This is a genomic window from Streptomyces sp. TS71-3 (genome assembly GCF_018327685.1).
Taxonomy (GTDB): domain Bacteria; phylum Actinomycetota; class Actinomycetes; order Streptomycetales; family Streptomycetaceae; genus Streptomyces.
On the sequence record NZ_BNEL01000003.1, the window covers coordinates 2,581,235 to 2,598,285 of the forward strand.

The window sequence follows — 17,051 nt, forward strand, 5'->3', positions numbered from 1 at the left end:
GGCCGGTATCCGGTGGGCCCTGAGGGGTCCTTGTGCCGTTCCCCCGTAACGGGCCGGTGTGGTTAGCTGACCGGGTGGCCACGTTCGCGTTCGACACGCCCAGCCTCGGCCGGGTACGCCGCCCCGGCGCCGGCTACCGGCTCTTCTGCATGCCGTTCCCCGGCTCGGCCGCCTCGGCGTTCCTGCCCTGGGCGGAGCTGCTGCCGCCCGATGTGGAGTTGTGCGCCGCGCAGCTGCCCGGGCGCGAGGACCGCTTCGACGAACCCCTGGTGACCGACTTCACCGCGCTGCTCGACGAACTCGTCGGCGCCGTCGCGCCGTACACCGACCTGCCGTTCGCCGTCTTCGGGCACAGCGCTGGAGCGCTGCTCGCCTTCGAGCTCGTCCGCGCCCTTCAGGAGCGGCGGGGAGCGGTCGCCCAGGCGCTGTTCGTCTCCGCCGAGCCGCCACCCGACGCCCCGCGTGACGGTGAGCGGTTGCACACGCTCGACGACGCCGGGTTCCTGCGCCGGCTCGTGGACCGCGGCGGCACCCCGCCGGAGATCGCCGGGAACGCCGAGCTGATGGAACTGCTCCTTCCGGTGCTGCGCGCGGACTTCACGTGGTGCGAGCGCTACGAATACCGGCCGGGACCGCCGCTCGCCCGCCCCCTCACGGCGTTCGCGGGCCGGCACGACCGGGTGGTCGGCGCCGACCGGGTGCGCGGATGGTCGGCCAGGACCACCGGGCCCTTCGAGCTGCACGTCGTCGACGGCGACCACTTCTTCGTGCGGGACGCGAAGCAGGACGTGGTGTCCCGGATCGTGGGGACGCTGCGGTCGGCGCCGCGGCCCGCCGGCGGCACCTGACCGCTCGCCAGCCCCGCGGCCGCACCTGACCGCTCGGGCCCCCCGCGGCGGCCCCCAAGGGACGGAGGATCCCGATGCAGGACGGTACCTACGAGCAGGTACTCGGCATCGTGCGCCGGGTGCTGCGCGTCGACGCCCTCGATGTGCGCCAGGACTTCTTCACCCTCGCGGCCACCTCGCTCGCCGTCCTCCAGATCGTGAGCCTGGCCCAGCAGGAGTGCGGCGTGGAACTCTCCGTGGTGGACGCCTTCGACGCCCCCGACATCGACTCCTTCGCGAGGACGGTGGCCGGCCGGGCGGCGCCGGCGGGCGGCACGGCGACCTGAGACCGCGGCCGGCACCCGCCTGCTCCGCGCCGAGCCGGCGCCGGCCGCACCGTGTGCCGGACACCGGACCCGAGAACGGCCCGAACGCCCGCGTGCCGGCTTGCGGGACCTGACCCTCCGGGGCGGACGACCGGCGTGAGATGGTCGCCTGGCCCACCGGCTACTCGTCACCCGAGATGGAGTGTCTCCGTGCGTATAAGACGTCTTCTGTCCACCTCGACCGTCGCCTTGACCACCGTGGCCGCGCTCGCCACCACCGGAGGGGCCCAGGCCCACGGCGGCGGCCCGGCACATCCGCCCGCCGGCCCGGCGTCCGCGGGCAGGTGCTCCGCCGCCGTCGGCATAGACGGCTTCTCCGACGCCCTCGACGAGACGTCGTTCGGCGGCACCTTCGTCGGCAACCTCTCCGCGCTCGCGGTGGACGCGCACGGCACCCTGGACGCGCTGTCCGACCGCTCGGCGCTGTTCACGCTGAGCGGGCACGGGCTGGACCTGAAGCCGGAGAACGTCGCCCCGCTCGCAGACGAGAAGGGCCAGCCGCTCGACTCCGAGGCCATCGTCGTCGACCGGGACGGCACCCGGCTGATCAGCTCCGAGGCCGAGCCGTCGATCCGCCGCTACAGCCGCGACGGCACGAAGATCCTCGGCAGCCTGCCCGTGCCCGACATGCTGAGGGTCGCTCCGGCCGGGCGCGCCACCACCAACCTCACGTTCGAGGGACTCGCGCTCCAGCCCGGCGGCCGTACCCTCGTCGCGTCCATGGAGGGTGCGCTGTCCGGTGACGACACGCGCCTCGTGCGGTTCCAGACCTGGCAGCGCAAGGGGCTCGGCGGGGACTTCACGCTCGGCCGGCAGTACGCGTACCACGTCGACACCGACGCCTACGGCAGCCTCCTCGGCGTGTCCGACATCGCGCCGGCCGGTGACGGCCGGCTGCTGGTGCTGGAGCGCGGCTACACCACCGGCGTCGGCAACACCGTACGGCTCTACCTGGCCGACCCGTCCCACGCCACCGACGTCAGCGGCGTCACCGAGCTGACCGGCCAGAAGAACGTCACCGTCATGCACAAGGAGCTGCTGGCCGACATCGGGGCGTGCCCGTCCCTCGGCGCGCCCAACAACCAGCCGCAGCCCAACCCGCTGCTGGACAACATCGAGGGCATGGCCGTCACCGGTCACACCCTCGACGGCCGGCTGCGGCTGACGCTCGTCAGCGACGACAACCAGAGCACGACCCAGATCACCCGTCTCTACGCCCTGACCGCACGCCTGCCGAGGCACTGAGCCCGCGCCTCGGGCCCGCGTGCGCCGGCGACGGGCGCACCCCGGTGGCCCCGGGCCGAACGCTCCGGGGCCACCGGACGAGGCTCGGCGCCTGATGCGGCGTCCGGCCCTCATCCCGCGGGCTCCGACGGGCTCCGGCGGGGCCCCGACGGCCTCCGGCGGGCGGGTCGATCCCGCACGCCGCGGCCTCCGGCTGCCATGATCTGGTCGATAGTCGATGGCCGATGGCCGATGGCCGATGGCCGATGGCCGGTGCCCGCGGGAGCCCCCGGCGCGTGAAACCGGCGCCGGACCGCACCCGCACCGGACGGCGGTGTCACGGCTCGGCCCCGCCCACCCGCCGGCACCGAGGAGGGCCTGGTGTCAGAGCAGGAGCAGGACGGCGCGGGCCCGGGCGGGGCGGCGGACGGGCCGGGCGGGACGGATCCCCTGGCGACGTTGCGCAGCACGAGATATCTCGTGCTGCTGGTCTTCGCGGGCTTGCTCGGGGTGCCGCTCGCGGCCGGGGCCTACGGTTTCCTGGCGCTGGTCAAGGAGTTGCAGCACCTGTGCTTCGCCGAGCTCCCCGGGTCGCTCGGCTTCCACGGCGAACCGCCGTGGTGGCCGCTGCCGCTGCTCGCGGTGGCCGGGCTCCTGGTGGCGGCGGCCATCCGCTTCCTGCCCGGCACCGGGGGACACGAGCCGTCTCAGGGGCTGGCCGTGTCCGGGGCACCCGGCGCCCGTGAACTGCCCGGGATCCTGCTGGCCGCGCTGGTCTCGCTAGCCCTGGGGGCGGTGATCGGGCCCGAGGCCCCGCTGATCGCGCTGGGCGGCGGCGTGGCGATGCTGGCGGCACGGCTGCTCGTGCGCGGTGCCGGCGCCAGGGCCCATGCGCTGGTCGCCGCGTCGGGGAGCTTCGCCGCGGTCAGCGCCCTGCTGGGATCGCCGCTGCTCGGCGCGTTCCTGCTGATGGAGGTGGTGGGTATCGGCGGTACGGCACTGTCAGTGGTGCTGCTGCCCGGTCTGCTCTCCGCCGGCGTCGGCGCCCTGGTCTTCGTCGGCTTCGACTCCTGGACCGGCCTCGGAACGGACACGCTGTCCCTGCCGGACCTGCCACCGGTCGGCAGCCCCTCGCTGGCGGAACTCGGCTGGGCGATCGTCGTGGGACTGGCGGCGGCCTGCGCCGGCGCGGGGGTGCGGGGGCTCGCCAAGGCCCTGCGGGCGCGCGTCGCCCCGCGAAGGCTGCTGCTCAGCCCGCTCCTCGGCCTCGCCGTGGCGGCGCTGGCCATCGCCTACGCCCAGGGCAGCGGCCGGTCCTCCTCCGAGGTGCTGTTCTCGGGGCAGACTGACATCGGTCCGCTGATCGTCCACGCCGCGGACCACACGGTCGGGGCGCTGCTGCTCCTGCTCGCCTGCAAGGCACTGGCGTACGTGGCGAGCCTGGCCGCCTTCCGCGGCGGACCCGTCTTCCCCGCGCTGTTCCTGGGCGCCGCGGGCGGCGTCCTGCTCTCGCACCTGCCCGGCGTCCAACTCGTCGCCGGTGCGGCCATGGGCATGGGCGCCATGACCGCCGCCATGCTGGGGCTGCCGATGACCGCCGTCCTCCTGGCGACCCTGCTGATGGCCAAGGACGGCCTGACCGTCATGCCCGTGGTGATCGTGGCGGTGGTGGTGTCCCACGTCGCCTCGATCAGACTCGCGCCGCCCCGGCCCCGCGGAGCCCGCTCGGCCGAGGCGCCCGCACCGGCGGCAGGGTGACGACGTCGTGCGGGCGCGTCGTCCCACGGGCACGCGGGGCACCCGCCGTGTCACCCGCCCCGCCGCCTCTACAGGCGGATGTCCAGCCGCAGATCGGCCCCCGACGCCCACACCATGAGGGACTGGGCGCGCGGGGCGTGGCCGGCCGCCGACGCGACCAGGGTGTGGGAGCCCGGCCGGAGGTGGAGCCGGTAGCGGCCCGCGTCGGTGTACGCCTGGGCGGCCCGCTGGCCGCGTGCGTTGATGACCGTGATCCGGGCGGAGCAGCCGCCGGGGTGGGCGGTGCAGCACACCGAGCCGCTGACGGGCACCGCCGTCGTGCCGTCCGTCCGGGCCCGACCTGCCGCCCCCGTGGTGGCCACGGGGCCGGCGGCCCGGGTGGCCGGGGGATGCGCGACGCGTGGCGTGCCCCGGCCTGCCGCCGGGACGGGAGCGGGCCGCTGCACCGGGCCGGGGCGCCCGGGTTCGGCGCCGGTGCCGGATGCCGGGGGCAGGGACGCCAGGGGCAGGCCGCACTGCTCGGCGAAGGCGGCGAGTGCCGCGTCGAGCGCCTCCAGCTCGTGCAGGGCGGTGCCCAGCCGCTGGGCGCGGGGGCCGGGCGCGGCGGGCCGCACGTCCGCCTGCAGGTCCCGGACGTAGGGGCTGACGGCATGCCAGGCGCCCTGGGCGGTGCCGTTGGCGAGATGGTGGTCGAGCGCTCGCAGGGAGTCGGTGAAGGTGCGGGTGACGAGCCGGACGCGTTCGGACACGCGCGGGGAGAGGTCGATGTCGACATCGGCGGCGGCCGCCAGCGCCCGTGCGTGGCCCCCGGCCGTGGCCAGCAGCGCCATACGGTGCTGGGGCCCGCGTCCGCGCACCCCGAGCGGCATGCGCACCAGCGGGCGGGACACCTCGGCGACCTGGAACAGCGCGACGTCCACGGCCCGCGCCGCGCCCCGCAGCCGCACCGGGCTGTCGGGATCCTCCCAGCGGGCCGAGACCTGCGTGAGGAGGTTCTCCACCGCCTGCACGTACCCGTGTTCGGCCTCGCGGACGATCGCCCGGGTGGACAGGGGGAAGATCAGTGCGGCGCACGCCGACGCCACCAGGATGCCGATCCCGTTGTCCACGAGGCGTTCGCCGAGCAGGTGGCCCATTCCGCTGTCCGGCGTGGTCAGCCCGTAGAGCTGCACCAGCGCGACCACGAGGCCGGTGGTCCACAGCGCGTAGGCGCGCTGCATGCCCCAGGAGCCGAGGGCGAGCCCGAGGACGATGACGGTGAGCGTCCAGTAGACGTGCTGGTGGCCGGTCCAGTGGAGCACGAGCACCCCGATCACCGCGCCCGCGACGGTGCCGACCATGCGGTGCGCGAACTTGCGCAGCCGCTCGTGCGTGGTGTTGGTGCCGAACAGCGTGATCATCACGCCGACCAGGCCCCAGTAGAAGCGCTGGGGGTCGATGGCGTCCGCGATCGGGCAGACGATCGCGGCGGCCACGCCCGCGTGCAGCGGGGCGCGCACGAAGGGCACGATCCGCTGCCATCCGCTGCGGGTACGAGCGGTGAGCACGCGCCGCATCGGCGCGACCGAGCCGGGGATCCGGTTGTTCTCCAGGGCGGCGGCGGGCTGGAAGGGCACCGCGGCGGGGGTGTTCGGCGTCTGCCGGCCCAGGGACAGCCAGCTGACCAGGGAGTCGGCCAGGGAGTCGAGGAGTTCCGCGATCCGGCGGGCGAGCGCGGCGGACTCGGCGTCGCGCGGGTCGGCCTCCGGGTTCCGCAGGATCGCCTCGGCCTGCTCGCGGATCGTCTCCACGGCGGGCCGGGGCCCGCCGGCCGCCGCCGGAGGAGTGTCGCGGGCCAGCAGCAGGCCCACCGCCAGCGACCGCCGCAGCTCTTCGGGCGGTGACTGCGCGGCCAGCGCCTGGACCGCCTGGCTGATGCCGCGCAGCGCCAGCTCCGCGTCGAACAGATGGCGGTGCAGCAGCTCCGCGACGGCGGGGTCGGTGGCGGCCTCGGGCTGTGCGAGGCGTCCGTCGATCGTGACGGTCACGATGTTCATGCGGCGCAGCGACCGGTTCGCGCGGCGCTCCACGCGCCTGAGGTCCGCGTCGGGGTCGAGCGCGTCGACGGCGGTGTCGGTCAGGCGCCGGGCCTCCAGGACGAAGGCCCGCTGCGTACGGAGCAGGTCCTCGCGCGGCATCGGGTAGCACAGCAGCAGCCGGGTGGCGAGCACCGCGGCGGCGGACACCAGGGCGGTCGCGAACGCCTTGCCCACCATGGCGGTGGGGATTCCCGCCATGGTGCCCACCAGCAGGCCGTTGAAGAACATCATGCCCGTGAGCAGCGCCAGCGGACCGAACCGGGCCAGCAGGAAGGTCAGGGCGAGCGCGGCGCCGTTGAGGCCGATCTCCAGTGTCCGGTCGCCGTGCAGGGCCGCGGCCAGCCACAGCACCGCGGCGAAGGGGAACGGCATCCACAGGATGGCCCTGGCCAGCTGCGTCCAGCTGTTGCCGGACACGGCGAAGGCGCTCATCAGGCCGATCATCCTCGCGGCCACCATGCCGATCATCGGCGGGATGGCGAGGGACCGGGCCATGCCGTAGCCGACCGCGAGGGAGGTGACCATGGCCACGAGCGTCCGCCAGCCCGCCTGCAACTGCCCGAGTCCGGGGTCGGCGACCAGCACCCGGTCCCACCATCGGTACGAACCGGCCAGCCGCCGGGGCGCCAGGAGGACGGGCACGGCTCTGGCGCCCCTCGTGCCCGTGGTGGGGTCGGCTTCCTGCCGGGCGGTTCCTGGGCTGGTCAAGTGGCCTCCGGTTCCATGGCGTCGACGAGCGTGGCGACGGCGCGCCGCGCGTCGCGCACGGCGCGCTCGCAGTCGTCGACCGTGGTGGTGTGCAGTGCGTTGAGCAGGGCGGCGGCCATGCGCCGGCGCCCCCGTTCGAGCAGGAGGCGTCCGGCGGGGGTGAGGGCGGTCTCCACCGCACGCCGGTCTGTCGTGCAGCGCCGGCGCGCGACCAGTTCCCGGTCCGCCAGCTTCTGGAGCAGCACCGTGACGCGGGGCTGGACCATCCCGGTGCGCGCGGCGAGCTCGGTGACGCGCAGCGGCGCGGCCTCCAGCGCGTCGAGCAGGGAGACCTCGCTGCGGGTCAGCCCGTACTCCCCGGCCCGGAACAGCGCCCGGTTGAGCCGTCCGAGGTCGCGCAGCATGCCGTGCGCCGCTCTTTCGACGCGGCCTTCGCCGTCCGGGGGGCCGCTGCCGGCGGGATCGCCGTCGACGACTCCGGAAAGTACGTGCATATGGAAAGTATATATCCGCCCGGACCGGGGGTCCGCTGCCGGGTGCACGGACCGGGGCACCTGGTGCACGGGCCGAGGGCGTCTGGTGCACGGGCCGAGGGCCTCTGGTGCACGGGCCGAGGCACCCTGAGGCCCCGGCCTCACCCCACGTGACACCCCACGGCCTTGCCTCACGCCGGCCGGCCGGCCGGTCCGGGTGCCCGGGTATCGCGCCGTAGCAGCCGCCGGCCGTCTCAGCGCGTCGGAAGGTGCCGGCGGTACGAGGCCAGCACGGCCAGGCAGCACAGCGCGGCGAGGCCGCTGAGGACGAGGAAGAGGACCAGCGGCGTGAACGGTGGCGTGATCGCGGCCATCACCGTCGGGGTGAGGAAGCCGCCGTACGCCAGGGCGTAGAAGACGCCGGTCAGGCCCGCCAGGTCGCGCCCGGTGGCGATGCGCTGCACTTCCAGCAGGCCGCTGACCAGGCCGATGCCGATCCCGGTGCCCAGGACGAGGCTCGCCGCGAGCCCCAGCAGGACCGACTGCTCCTGCTGCGCGGCGTCGGCGACCAGCAGGCCCGCCACGATGAACACCAGGCAGACCACGAGGGCCCGCGCGCTGGAGACGGTGTCGAGCCGCTTGGCCCACGGCTGGACGAGCGCGGCGGTGCCGAGCGTGACCACGGTCAGCGCGGTGGCGTACGCCAGCCCCCAGCGCCCGGTGGCGGGGGCCAGCAGCACCGGCAGGTAGCCGTACGCCAGGGCCGCCGCCGCGAACAGCCACGGCGCGGTGGGCACCACGACCCGCAGGAAGCGCTTGTGCCCGGCGGCCGGGATGCGCAGGCGGGCCCGCAGCGGGCCGCCCGCACCGCCGCGGACGGTCTCGGGCACCCGTGGAACCAGCCACAGGAAGGGCACGGCGAGGGCGATCTGCAGGAGAAAGGGGAGCACTTCCTTCCAGGGGCCCCACTGCGCGATCGCCCCCGCCACCAGCGCCCCGCACGCCGAGCCGAGGGTGAAGGCCAGTGAGGCGCGGCGCGCCCCGGATCCGGCATCGGCCCCCGGGTCGTACGGGGCCTGGGAGACCTCCTTGAGCCAGCTGTTGCCCACCGCCATCGCGATGCCCACGGTGATCCCCGACAGCAGCCGGCCGGCGAGGATCGGTCCGGGGCCGAGCGGCCCGGAGGCCAGCATGGTGCCCGCGGCGATCGAGGACACCACCCCGGCCAGCATCACCGGTCGCCGTCCGTGCCTGTCCGACAGCGCTCCGGCGAGCAGCAGGGCGGGCGCCAGGCCGAGCACGTAGATCCCCAGGAAGAGGTTGACGATCAGCGTCGGGTAGTGCTGGATCCGCTCGTACATGAGGAGCAGCGGGCTGAACTGGTTGCCGCACCAGGTGGAGACGGAGATCGCCCCGAACACCACAGGCCACGCGGCACGCTCGCCCCTGGCCCCGGCGGGATCCGGCTGGAGAGCCGCCGTGCCGGCGGAGACCCGTTCACGGGCCACCGCGGCGTCCGGCACGCTCTCGGCCGGTATCCCGGTCACAGCGCGCCCTGGTGCCGCGCGACGTGCGTCGCGAGCATGCCGGCGTAGCCGTCCGCGTCCAGCGCCTCCAGACGGTCCACCAGGTGCCGGTGGTCGTCGAGCACGACGGCGAGGTGGCCCGGCCGGATGCCCAGCAGCTGGTGGCGCAGGCGCTGCTGCCGGTCCCGGAGCAGGCCGAAGAAGTGCACGGCGATGGGGTTGCCGGACGCGGCCACCACGCCGCTGTGGAACTCCTCGTCCGCCTCCACGAACGCCTCGACGTCCGCGGTCCCGGCGTACCCCTCCTGCTGTTCGAGGTTGGCCCGCAGCCGGGACAGCACCTCCTGCGCGGGCCCGCCGTCCGTGATGAGCCGCCGCGCGGCGGTGCTCTCGATCGCCTCGCGCATCTCCAGCACGTTCCTGGCCTCCTGCGGTGCCACGGGCAGCACCACGGCCCCCTTGCGCGACGAGAGCGCCAGCAGCCTCTCCGTGCCGAGCCGCAGGAAGGCCTCGTGCACGGGCGTCCGGCTGAGGCCCAGCTCCCCGCAGATCCGTCCCTCGCTGATCAGCTGGCCTCCCGAGAGCTCCCCGCGGAGGATCAGGTCCTTGGTGTACAGGTACGCGCGCTCGGCCGCGAGGGCGGCGGCCCCGGGCGCCGCGGCGCGGGGCTCGGCGGCCTGGGCCCCGGCGGTTGCCGGCTCGGCGGCTCCAGGTGGGGCTCCAGGCAGCCGGGCTCCAGGCCGGGCTTCAGGCGGGGCGGTTCCTTCTGCCATGCGGCCATCGTAGGTGTTGCATGCAATCATGCATGCAAGGACTCCGGGGGCTGCCTCCGCCAGGTCCCCGGGTCGCTCGGCGGGCCGGCGGACACCCCTCGGTGACGTCGTCGTGAGAGGTCGGACATGGCCGAGCCGTGCGCGGATGACCTGGCGTGGTCCCGCGGGTGGACCGCGGAGGTGGACAGCGCCCGGATCCTGCTCGCCCCCGAGCTCTCCGGCGAGTTGGAGGACGCCCTGTCCGGGGCGCTCGCCGCGCGGGGCGGCCCGCCGGTCCACCGTTACTCCGCGCAATCCGCGCACGCAGGGCCCCCGGTCGTCTGCATAGGCCCCGCACCACCGCGGGCGCTGCTCCAGGACGGCAGCTCCCTGGTCTGGTTCCACAGCAGCTACGCCGGAGTGGACGCCGTGCTGCGAGGCGGTCTGCCGAGCGGAGTCCTGCTGACGCGCACGGTCGGCAGGATGGGGGAGCGGATCGCTCAGTTCGTACTGGGCTGGATCCTCTCCGAGTGCCAGAAGGTGCCCGATCACCTGGCGCAGCAGCGCGCCCGGCAGTGGCGACGCCTGCCTTCAGAACTCGCCGCGGGCCAGCTGGCCGTGGTGTACGGAACGGGCGCCATCGGCGCGCGGATCGGCCACGCCCTGCGATGCAACGGCATCCGGACGGTCGGCGTCTCCCGGACGGGACGGGGGTCCGGCGGATTCGACGACGTCCTGCCCGCGGGCCGGGCCGGCGAGGTGCTGCCGCAGGCGCGCTGGGTGATCAACGCGCTGCCGCTCACCGCGGACACGGCGGACTTCTTCGACGAGGCGCTGTTCCGGCAGCTGGGCGGGGCGACGTTCGTCAATGTCGGCCGGGGCGCCACGGTGGACGTGGAATCCCTCGGCCGGGCACTGCACGGCGGGCAGGTGCGCGCCGCGGTGCTCGACGTCCTGCCGGAGGAGCCGCCGGCACCTGACGATGCGTGCTGGAGCCTGCCGCGCACCACGATCACGAGCCACTGCGCGGGCCTCACGAGCGACGAGGACGTCGTCACTGACTTCCTCGCGTGCTGGGAGGACCTGCGAGGCGCACGACGCCCCTTTCTTGCGGTCCAGCGGGAACGCGGATACTGACCCGTCTCCGGTGGTCGGACGGCCGACCTATAGTGGGCCGCATGAGCCGTTGGAGCGAGTTGACCGGGGGCAGATCCGGACAGGACTACGCCGAACGGTTCGCGGCCCTGGCCCGTGGCGGAAAGGACGTGCACGGCGAGGCGCGGTTCTGCGCGGCGCTCGTGCCCGCCGGTGCGCGCGTGCTGGACGCGGGGTGCGGCACCGGACGGGTCATGATCCGGCTCGCGGAGCTCGGGTACGACTGCGTCGGCGTGGACATGGACGCGTCGATGCTGGCGGTGGCGCGGGAGCAGGCGCCCGGACTGCCCTGGTTCCAGGCCGACCTGGCACGCTTCGAGCCGGAGCGCCTCGGCATCGCACCCGGCTTCGAGCTCGTGGTCGCCGCCGGGAACATCTTCCCGTTGCTCGCCGCCGGCACCGAGGCGACGGTGGTCGAGCGCCTGTCCGCCGCCCTGCGCCCGGACGGCCTGCTGGTCGCCGGCTTCGGCCTGGACGCATCCCACCTGCCGGTACCGCCCAGCATCACGCTGCCGGAGTACGACGGCCACTGCGCCGAGGCCGGCCTGACCCTCGTCGACCGCTTCGCCACCTGGGACGCCGACCCCTACGAGGGCGGCGGGTACGCGGTCAGCGTCCACCGCCGGTAGGGGCGTGCGGGGCATCGCGATCGCCCGCGCCGTCCGGTGACCGGTGGCTGCTGCGAGCGGACTACGACCCGGCCGCCGGGGCGGCCTCGGCGGGCGGGGTGGTGTCCGGATCCGAATCCGTGCCGGAACCTCTAGCCGTGCCGGAGCCCCCACCAGCCGTGCCGGAACCCTCAGTCGGACCGGGACTCTCAGCCGTGCCGGAACCCGTGGGTGCGTCCGGGACCGGGGCCGGGTCCGCCGACGTCCCCGCAGCGGAGTCCCGGGCCGTCTTCGCGCCGGAGTCCGGGCCGCTCGCGCCCGCTCCGGTCCGCGCGCGGCGTGGGCGCGGCAGGCGGGTCGGGCCGAGGTAGCCGCGGGCCTGGAGCTCGAAGAGCTGGGCGTAGGGACCGCCGGCGGCGAGCAGGTCCTCGTGCGAGCCGTACTCGGTCACCCGGCCGCCGTCCAGCACCACGATCACGTCCGCGGTGCGCACGGTGGAGAACCGGTGCGACACCAGCACGGTGATCGCCCCGCGCTCGGCCGCGCCCGTCCTGGCCGCCTCGGCCCACCGGGCGTACAGCGCGGTCTCGGTGGCCGCGTCCAGCGCGGCCGTCGGCTCGTCCAGCACCGTCAGCAGCGGCGCCTGACGCATCAGGGCCCGGGCCAGCGCCAGCCGCTGCCACTGGCCTCCGGAGAGTTCGGTGCCCCCGGGGAAGTACCGGCCCAGCTGCGCGTCCAGCCCGTCCGGCAGCGCGTCCACCGCGGCGCCCGCCCCGGCCCGCTCCACCGCGCCGCGCACCGCCGCATCCTCGCCCATCCGGGGCAGGTCGCCGGCGCCCACCGTCTGCCGGGCCGTCCACTGGTAGCGGGCGAAATCCTGGAACGCCGCGGTCGTCCGCCGCCGCCACGCGTCCGGATCGATGCCGGCCAGGTCGGTGCCGTCCACCGTGATCCGCCCTGCGGTCGGCCGGTACATGCCGGTCAGCAGCTTCACGAGCGAGGTCTTGCCCGCGCCGTTCTCGCCGACCACCGCGACCGTCGCCCCGGCCGGCAGCGTCAGGTCCACGTCGCGCAGCACCGGCCGCGCCGCCCCCGGGTAGGCGAAGGTCACGCCCTCCAGACGGATCCCGTCCGCCAGCCGCCGCGGCACCGGCAGCAGCGGGCCCACGCGGCGGCGGGCGGCGGCCACGGCGTCCTCCAGGTCCAGTAGCTTTCGCGCGGTGCGCAGCGCCCCGCCGACCGCTCCCGCCGTGTCGCCGGCCGCCGACACCTGGCCCTGCGCCCGGCGCAGCAGGCTGACCGTCATCACCACCTGGCCCGGCGTGGCGTGCCCGTGCGCGGCGCGCAGCACCAGGACCACGACGGCCGAGGCGAACCCGATCGCGTACACCAGCCAGCCCGCCGCCTCCCAGGCCGCGCTGCGTCCGGCGGCCCGTACCGTACGCCGCCGCACACGCTCGGCCAGCCGGGCGTGCCGGGCGGCCAGCTCGCCGGTGATGCCGCTGATCCGCAGCTCCTTGGCGGTGTCCGCGGTGGTGGTCAGGGTGAACAGGTCACCCAGCATCAGCCGGTCCTGCGCCGTGTCGTCGTCCGCCCGCTGCCGGAGCCGGGAGGCGCGCCGGTCGGCGAGCGCCGGCACCGCGCCCAGCAGGGGCACGATCAGCACCGGCGGGTAGACGGTGGCCAGCAGCACGAGGATGCCGCCGCCGCGCACCACGTTCTGGAGGCCGCGCAGGAAGGTGCGCGGGGCCAGCGCGATCGACCGGCGCTGCTCGCGGATCTGGTCGAGGTCGCCCATCCGGGCCGGGGCCTCCAGCAGTTCCAGGGTGTCGGCCGAACTCGTCAGCCGGGCCAGCCGGCTGCTGATCAGCAGCGACACCCGGTCGGTGAGGATCGAGCTCTGCATCGCGCCGACGACCCCGGTCACCCACGCCACGGTGAACAGCACCGCCACCAGCACCACGCCGACCACCGCCGCGTGCCCGTCGTGCCGGGTCGCCGCGTCGATCATCACCCGGTAGCCCAGGGTGCCGCTCACGGAGGCCACCGAGCCGACCACGCCCATCACCAGCGAGGCGGTCATCAGCAGCGGGGCGGCCCGGAAACCGGAGCCGGCGAGCAGCCCCAGCACTCTGCCGCCCGGCCGCTCCCGCCACGCCGCGGCCCAGCCCTCGATGCGCTTCGTCCCGCCGCTCATGCCCGTCCCCCCGTGTGCCGGGTGCCGCCCGCGGTGAACCGGGCCGCCTGCGCCCGGAACAGCTCCGCGTACTGGCCCCCGCGGTCCAACAGCTCCTCGTGCGAGCCGAGTTCGGTGATCAGCCCGCCGTCCAGCACCGCGATCCGGTCCGCCCGCCGCACGGTGGAGAACCGGTGCGAGATGACGATCGCGGTGGTGCCCCCGGTGATCTCCAGGAACCGGTCGTAGAACGCCGCCTCCGCCCGCACGTCCAGCTGCGCGGTCGGTTCGTCCAGCACCAGCACCCGAGCGCCGCGCTCCACCGCGTACAGCGCCCGGGTGAGCGCCAGGCGCTGCCACTGGCCGCCGGACAGGTCGGTACCGTCGGTGTAGTGCGGCGAGAGCACCGTCTCCCAGCCGTGCGGCAGTGCCGCCACCAGCTCGGCGGCCCCGGCGCGCTCCGCCGCCCGCTCCAGCGCCTGGCGGTCCGGCGGCTCGTGCAGCGCGAGCGAGACGTTCTCGGCCGCGGTGAAGGGGTAACGGGTGAAATCCTGGAAGACCACGGCAAGTTGGCGCTGCCAGTCGGCGGGGTCCAGGGACGCCAGGTCGGTGCCGTCCACCGTGATCCGCCCGGCGGTCGGCTCCCGCAGCCTGGCCAGCAGCGTGACCAGCGTCGTCTTGCCCGCCCCGTTCACCCCCACCAGCGCCAGCGACGACCCGGCCGGCAACTCCAGGTCGAGACCGGCCAGCACGTCGTGCCCACCGCCGGGGTAGCGGAAGCCCACCGACTCGAACCGGATGCCCTGTCGCGGCAGCCCGGCGGTGTCACGGGCGGGCGGGGGCACGGGGCGGTCTCCGGACGGCGCCATCGGGCGGTCATCGGGCGGCGACTTGGAGAGGTCTCCGGGTTGTGCCACGGGTCGGTCTCCGGGCGGCGCGCCGGCCCGGTCAACGGCACGGGCCCTTGCGGGAGCGGGCGCCGGCACGTCCGGCACCGTGCCGGCCGCGTTCACGCCGCCGGCCGCGCCCGGAGGGGCCCCGGCGGGCGACGGGGCGAGACCGGCCTCCAGCGCGGCGAGGTCGGGCAGGGTCCGCAGCATCGACTCCAGCTGGAAGTCCTGGAGGGTCACGCTGCCGACCGGCATGGTGGCCGGCAGCATGGGCAACAGGGTGGCCAGGGTGCGCAGGCCCGCCGTGTGGTGGTAGGCGTCCCAGGCCAGCGTGCCGGCACCCAGCCCGTAGGCGCCCAGCACCAGCACCCCGGCGGCGGCGACCCGGGCGTTGAGCCGCCGGATGGTGCGCCAGGACGGGCTCATGGCGTCGGTGTAGAGCCGCTGCCAGGAGTCCACCACCCAGTCGCCGAGCCCGAAGACCCGCACCTCCTTGCCGAACTGCGGGCGCCAGGCCACCCCGAGGAAGTACCAGGCCCGGCGCAGCGGCGGGCCGGCCGCGCGGTAGGTGGCGGCCCGGGCACGCACCAGGGCCCGCAGCGGCACCCGCACCACCAGCCAGACCGCGAGCAGCATCAGGCCCAGCCACCACCGGTAGCCGGACAGCACCCCGCAGGCCACCAGCCCGCCGAGCCGGCTGCCGGCCAGCTGGAAGAGCGTCATCGGAGCGTCGGACGGCCGGTCGCCCATGATCTCGCCCTGCGCACCGGCCAGCTGGTCCAGCACCCGCGGGTCCTCCAGGTGCGCGATGCCGGGCGGCGCGGAGACCGCGCGCACGAGCCGCCCCTGCAGCGAGGCGGTCAGCCGGGCCCGTGCCGCGGCGGACACCACGTCCTGCACCGGGCCGCGCAGCATGGACAGCGCGAAGCACCCGGCGGCCAGGCCGAGCGCCAGCACCAGCCCGTGCCCGGCCGGCGAACCGAGCCCGTCCGTGACCGCCGCCGGAATGCGGCCGGTGGCCCTGCCCATGGCGATCAGGGTCAGGCTGGGCAGCACGGCGTCGGCGACCAGCAGCACGCCCGCGGTCAGCGTCAGCGGTCGCGAGGCACGCCACAGCAGAAGCAGCGCCGCGATCCGGGTCCCGGCGGTGGCGGAATCGGGCAACGGGGCTCCCAGATGAGGACGGCACGAGTGGCACGACTGTCCCCCTCCCCGCCCCCACCGGGCAACCGGATTCCTCCGGCCCCGGTGGCCCGGCGGCGCAACCCGGCCTCACACCCCGGCCCGAGCCGGCGTGGCGGGTGGACGGTCTGGCCGGCGTGTTCGCAGGAGTCCCGACGGCCGGGGGGCACGACCAATCGTCAAGGGCAGCGGGGGGCGGTGGGCAAACGCGTCTGCCGGGTGAGGCGGATAGCCTGCTCCCCATGGTTGGGGGCGGGGGAGCCGGGCGCACCGGTGCCGATCTTGAGGACCAGGGCTGGAGCGCGACGCGTGCCTGGGTGGAGAAGGGGCTGTCCGAGCCAGAACGCATCGAGGATGTTGTGCGGTTGCGTGGTGGCTGGACGTCGGAGATGCGCCGTTTGAACATCCACGGGCCCGGCGGTCGACGCTCGTTGGTCCTGCGGTCGTTCGTCGAGCCCTTCTTCGTCCGGCACGCGGAGGGTCTGCTGTCCCGTGAGGCAACCGTTCTGCGCCTGCTCGCCAGTACGGATGTGCCCGCGGCCACGTTGGTGGCAGTGGACGCGACCGCGCAGCACTGCGATCACCCGTCCTTGCTGATGTCGCTGCTGCCCGGGACCGTGCGCCTGGGAGATGAGGGGGCCGACCGTCGAGCGGAACTGCTGGCGCGCCAGTTGCTCCGCATCCACCGGCTACCGGTGTCCGCGCAGGCACGGCCGCGCGCGTATCAGGCGTGGGCCTCGCCCGAGGCGGTGAGGCCACCCGAGGACACCGATCGGCCTGACCTGTGGCAACGGGCCGTGGACCTGATCCGCCGCGAGTCCCCGGAGCACCAGGCCTGCTTCCTGCACCGGGACTTCCACCCCGGCGACGTTCTCTTCACGGGCGACGGCAACGGCCTGCGGATCAGCGGCGTCGTCGACTGGATGGAGACCTCCTGGGGACCGGCCGACCTGGACGTGGCCCACTGCTCGACGGCCCTGGCCCTGCTGCACGGGGTTCGGGCGGGCATGCGCTTCGCCGACCGCTACGTTGCGGCGGGAGGGACGCTGGCCGAGGATCGCGCGGCCCATCTCTACTGGCGCCTGCTGGACACCTTGGCTTTCGCTCCCGGCGCCGAGAAGGTCGCCGTCCCGTGGCGCGAGGTGGGCCGTGCCGATCTGACCCCCGCCCTGCTGACCAGGCGACTGGAGGAATACCTCCAGGCCCTTTTCGCGCGCTACGCCTGAAGCCGGATCAGCGGTCCCCGAGGAGGGAGCGGGGCAGCGCACATGCCATGCCGCGAGTCGCCGGGGCGCCGCTGAGATGTCA

At 75.0% G+C, this 17,051-nt stretch carries 13 protein-coding genes; 7 read left to right on the forward strand and 6 right to left on the reverse strand.

What is annotated here, in order from left to right:
• Positions 1 to 74: 74 nt before the first annotated feature.
• From Sm713_RS34985 to Sm713_RS35000, 4 genes are all read left to right on the forward strand, one after another.
• Positions 75 to 848 carry a thioesterase II family protein gene (locus Sm713_RS34985; RefSeq protein WP_212913963.1) on the forward strand — a complete coding sequence of 258 codons (774 nt, stop codon included), beginning with the start codon at positions 75 to 77 and terminating at the stop codon, positions 846 to 848.
• A gap of 74 nt (positions 849 to 922) precedes the next feature.
• Positions 923 to 1,174 (forward strand): phosphopantetheine-binding protein, encoded by a 252-nt coding sequence (locus tag Sm713_RS34990; protein WP_212913964.1) that lies wholly within the window; start codon positions 923 to 925, stop codon positions 1,172 to 1,174.
• Between the two features lie 189 nt (positions 1,175 to 1,363).
• A complete protein-coding gene (locus Sm713_RS34995; protein WP_212913965.1) occupies positions 1,364 to 2,458 on the forward strand; it encodes an esterase-like activity of phytase family protein in 1,095 nt (364 codons plus the stop codon).
• Between the two features lie 360 nt (positions 2,459 to 2,818).
• Positions 2,819 to 4,195: a chloride channel protein gene (locus Sm713_RS35000; RefSeq protein ID WP_212913966.1), complete on the forward strand. Its 1,377-nt coding sequence runs from the start codon at positions 2,819 to 2,821 to the stop codon at positions 4,193 to 4,195.
• Positions 4,196 to 4,263: 68 nt separating this feature from the next.
• Here the strand turns inward: Sm713_RS35000 and Sm713_RS35005 are convergent, their stop codons facing one another.
• From Sm713_RS35005 to Sm713_RS35020, 4 genes are all read right to left on the reverse strand, one after another.
• Positions 4,264 to 6,981, reverse strand: a complete 2,718-nt coding sequence (locus tag Sm713_RS35005) for an FUSC family protein (protein WP_249416890.1) — start codon at positions 6,979 to 6,981, stop codon at positions 4,264 to 4,266.
• Positions 6,978 to 7,475 carry a MarR family winged helix-turn-helix transcriptional regulator gene (locus Sm713_RS35010; RefSeq protein WP_212913967.1) on the reverse strand — a complete coding sequence of 166 codons (498 nt, stop codon included), beginning with the start codon at positions 7,473 to 7,475 and terminating at the stop codon, positions 6,978 to 6,980. Before Sm713_RS35010 ends, Sm713_RS35005 begins: the two co-directional genes overlap by 4 nt.
• Before the next feature lie 233 nt (positions 7,476 to 7,708).
• Entirely contained in the window at positions 7,709 to 9,001 is a 1,293-nt protein-coding gene (locus Sm713_RS35015; RefSeq protein WP_212913968.1) for an MFS transporter, read from the reverse strand.
• On the reverse strand, positions 8,998 to 9,753 hold the full coding sequence (locus Sm713_RS35020; RefSeq protein WP_212913969.1) for a GntR family transcriptional regulator: 756 nt from the start codon (positions 9,751 to 9,753) through the stop codon (positions 8,998 to 9,000). Before Sm713_RS35020 ends, Sm713_RS35015 begins: the two co-directional genes overlap by 4 nt.
• A 126-nt stretch (positions 9,754 to 9,879) precedes the next feature.
• Between Sm713_RS35020 and Sm713_RS35025 the strand changes: the two genes are divergently transcribed.
• The gene (locus Sm713_RS35025) at positions 9,880 to 10,869 is read left to right on the forward strand and encodes an NAD(P)-dependent oxidoreductase (RefSeq protein WP_212913970.1); all 990 of its coding nucleotides are present in this window, start codon (positions 9,880 to 9,882) and stop codon (positions 10,867 to 10,869) included.
• Positions 10,870 to 10,910: 41 nt separating this feature from the next.
• Positions 10,911 to 11,516: a bifunctional 2-polyprenyl-6-hydroxyphenol methylase/3-demethylubiquinol 3-O-methyltransferase UbiG gene (locus Sm713_RS35030; RefSeq protein ID WP_212913971.1), complete on the forward strand. Its 606-nt coding sequence runs from the start codon at positions 10,911 to 10,913 to the stop codon at positions 11,514 to 11,516.
• 61 nt (positions 11,517 to 11,577) lie between these two features.
• Here Sm713_RS35030 and Sm713_RS35035 read toward each other — a convergent pair whose 3' ends face one another.
• Positions 11,578 to 13,692, reverse strand: a complete 2,115-nt coding sequence (locus Sm713_RS35035; RefSeq protein WP_212913972.1) for an ABC transporter ATP-binding protein — start codon at positions 13,690 to 13,692, stop codon at positions 11,578 to 11,580.
• Entirely contained in the window at positions 13,689 to 15,725 is a 2,037-nt protein-coding gene (locus Sm713_RS35040) for an ABC transporter ATP-binding protein (RefSeq protein WP_249416891.1), read from the reverse strand. The genes Sm713_RS35035 and Sm713_RS35040 overlap by 4 nt, the downstream gene beginning before the upstream one ends.
• Positions 15,726 to 15,985: 260 nt before the next feature.
• Between Sm713_RS35040 and Sm713_RS35045 the strand changes: the two genes are divergently transcribed.
• Entirely contained in the window at positions 15,986 to 16,969 is a 984-nt protein-coding gene (locus Sm713_RS35045) for a phosphotransferase family protein (RefSeq protein WP_212913973.1), read from the forward strand.
• The last annotated feature ends 82 nt before the right edge of the window (positions 16,970 to 17,051 follow it).